This window comes from Caballeronia sp., from assembly GCF_049581465.1.
Taxonomy (GTDB): Bacteria; Pseudomonadota; Gammaproteobacteria; order Burkholderiales; family Burkholderiaceae; genus Caballeronia.
In genome coordinates, this window is record NZ_JBAUSA010000878.1 from 1 (window position 1) to 2,571 (window position 2,571).

Consider the following 2,571-nt stretch of genomic DNA (forward strand, 5'->3'; position numbering starts at 1 on the left):
GTTTATGAACAGCGGAGCTTCGGCTCCGCTGTTTTCGTTTCAGGCGTCGGCATCTTGCGCTGCGGTTCGCTTGAGGACGTCGACCTGGTTACGCCAGCGTTCGAGAACCCCGGCCTCCTGGTCCCGCGCGAACGCAAATTCGATCCCGTGCGTGAGGCGCGCGTAGCCAACTTTCTGCCACTCTCCCGTTTCGATCGACGCCATGAAGCAAGTGGCGGGCGAACCTTTAATCGATGGCGCGACTCGCACCATGAGTTGTACCTGGAAGAACGCTTCATCGAAGATGAAGGTCAGCGCCGCGCGACCCGTCCGGCCGATAGCGAGCGCCGTCCGCGACTCCGGCCACAGCGAGAAACACACGCTGCGCTCATCGGGCGCATACAGCTCGCCCACACTCAGCAACGATGTCCGCACGCGGCCATCGACGGTAGCGAGCAGCGAAGCGGTGAAACCGGCTTTCGTCTCGATCGATTCGCCGTTGAAGAGCGCGCGCAAGGGCGCAGGCCATTGGTCGAACGTGCAATGTTCGATGTCAGCCACCTTCGACACCTGAGGATCGGTCATACGGATCTCCGCAAAGGAAAAAGGCCCGTTGGAACGAGCCTTCAACTGACGCATGCATGTAAGCCGGATGGTCTATCGAAAGAACACGTGCTGCGTGATCTTCTCCAGCGGATATTGCACGCCAGGCAGGATACGCGCTGGGAGGTTGAGCGGCTTGAGCAACATCTTCACGCACATTTGCGCCGATAGATTGCGCCGCACGAGCGCATTGACACGCGCCGCCAACTCACGGTTGTGGGCCGTGTCGTTGGCGCGTTCCGGATAGCGGACGGCGAACACGTGCCGCAGCGCGATCTCGGAATCCTCGTTCTTGAGCTCCATCACGCGACGCATCAGCGCGCCCAGCACGGCGAAACGCCCGTTGCCTTCTATCTTGTTGTACTTCTTGAAGAAGCGAAAGAAGTGCTTGTAATGCCGCACTTCGTCGATACGGATGAGATCGGTGATTTGCTTGAGGACTGGATCGTCGGAGCATTCGTTAATGGCCCGGTACAACGTAGCCGTGCCTGTTTCCACTACGCAGCGGGCCACCATTTCGAGGGCGCGGGATTTTTCGTATTCCTCTACCGAGCACGTCAGCGAATATTCAGCGAAGAAGTTCTTGAATGCCGTGTCCCAGTCGAACTCGGGCCACACATGGTGAATGTAGGTTTTCAACGCCAGGCCGTGCTGCATCTCTTCGGGTTCCCACTCGTTGTTGAGCCAGTCGGAGACCTCGGGGTCGTCATTGAAATAGGTGCTCAGGTTGCTTGTGTAGAGATCGGTCCCGCTCTCGATAAACGAAGCCGCGCAAAGCAATAGAAGAAGATGTTCATTCGCCTGGGCCTTACGGCGGTCGATGCGGTTCAGATCGATATTTTCGATCCGCCAAGGCATCACGTAGCTACTTTTCGTGTACATAATTCGCGCTCCCGAAGCTGTACTGAACGCGCCGTCAGCCAAACCGGCCGAACGTCAGGCGACGCCGTGAAGATCATAGCGCCCGTATTGTTGAAAACTTGGAACCTGCATATTAGCTGCCTTGCGAGGAAGCCGCAGGTACGAAGAGAGACCGCTAAAGCAGCGTATCAGTTCCGGATAGCACGTGAAATAGCACAAATCGTACCGAGTTCGCGGGTGTGACATCAACGGTTTCATTCACGGCGATGCACGCGTGCAGTGGCGCTCGGCTGACCCCTTACAATACGGCCATCGCATGAACCATCCCGCGCACTTTTTCGAGCTATGACACGAGATCCCCGTATCACCTTGAACGCACGACAGCAGGCATTGCTGGACTGGGTACAGCGGGACGGCTTCGTGACCGTGGACGATCTCGCCACGCACTTCGACGTCACGCCGCAGACCATTCGCCGCGACGTCAACTGGCTTTCCGATATGAACCTGCTGCGCCGCTATCACGGCGGCGCAAGCCTTCCGACCAGTTCGGAGAATGTCTCGTATAGCGCTCGACAGCGCATGTTCCACGATGAAAAGCGTCGGATTGCTGCGCTGGTTGCGTCGCACATACCGGATCAGGCTTCACTCTTCATCAACCTGGGCACGACTACCGAGGAAGTGGCGCGAGCCCTCAACCGGCACCGCGGCTTGCACGTGATTACGAACAACCTCAATGTGGCAAGCATGATGGGCGGCTACCCGGAGTGCGAAGTGCTGATTACCGGCGGTATTGTGCGTCCTTGGGACAAGGGCATTGTGGGCGAACTCGCGATTGATTTTATCCGCCAGTTCAAAGTGGATTTCGCGATCATCGGGACGTCGAGCATTGAAACTGACGGCACGCTGCGTGATTTCGATACCCGCGAGGTTCGCGTTGCCGAAGCCATTATTGCGCACGCGCGCACGGTGTTTCTGGTTGCCGACCATTCGAAGTTTGGTCGGCCGGCGCTAGTTCGGTTGGGCCATTTGAATCAGATCAATGCGCTGTTCACCGATGCCGCACCGCCGGGGGAGATGGCTGAGACGCTCGCCTCGCTCGATATGCAGGTTTTTGTGGCGGAGTAAGGG

3 protein-coding genes are annotated in these 2,571 nt (G+C 57.9%); 1 reads left to right on the forward strand and 2 read right to left on the reverse strand.

The window, feature by feature from the left end; translation table 11 throughout:
• Window positions 1-39: 39 nt before the first annotated feature.
• Together WCA53_RS21490 and WCA53_RS21495 are read right to left on the reverse strand one after the other, a co-directional pair.
• Window positions 40-564: a hypothetical protein gene (locus WCA53_RS21490; RefSeq protein WP_423915386.1), complete on the reverse strand. Its 525-nt coding sequence runs from the start codon at window positions 562-564 to the stop codon at window positions 40-42.
• 72 nt (window positions 565-636) lie between these two features.
• A complete protein-coding gene (locus WCA53_RS21495) occupies window positions 637-1,440 on the reverse strand; it encodes a ferritin-like domain-containing protein (protein ID WP_423915390.1) in 804 nt (267 codons plus the stop codon).
• Between the two features lie 348 nt (window positions 1,441-1,788).
• Here WCA53_RS21495 and WCA53_RS21500 point away from each other — a divergent pair, with 348 nt between their 5' ends.
• Window positions 1,789-2,568: a DeoR/GlpR family DNA-binding transcription regulator gene (locus WCA53_RS21500; RefSeq protein ID WP_423915388.1), complete on the forward strand. Its 780-nt coding sequence runs from the start codon at window positions 1,789-1,791 to the stop codon at window positions 2,566-2,568.
• Window positions 2,569-2,571 lie beyond the last annotated feature (3 nt).

Coding starts and splice junctions, on each gene's coding strand:
- WCA53_RS21490 (WP_423915386.1), bottom strand. CDS start 564: ATGACCGATCCTCAGGTGTCGAAGGTGGCTGACATCGAACATTGCACG.
- WCA53_RS21495 (WP_423915390.1), bottom strand. CDS start 1,440: ATGCCTTGGCGGATCGAAAATATCGATCTGAACCGCATCGACCGCCGT.
- WCA53_RS21500 (WP_423915388.1), top strand. CDS start 1,789: ATGACACGAGATCCCCGTATCACCTTGAACGCACGACAGCAGGCATTG.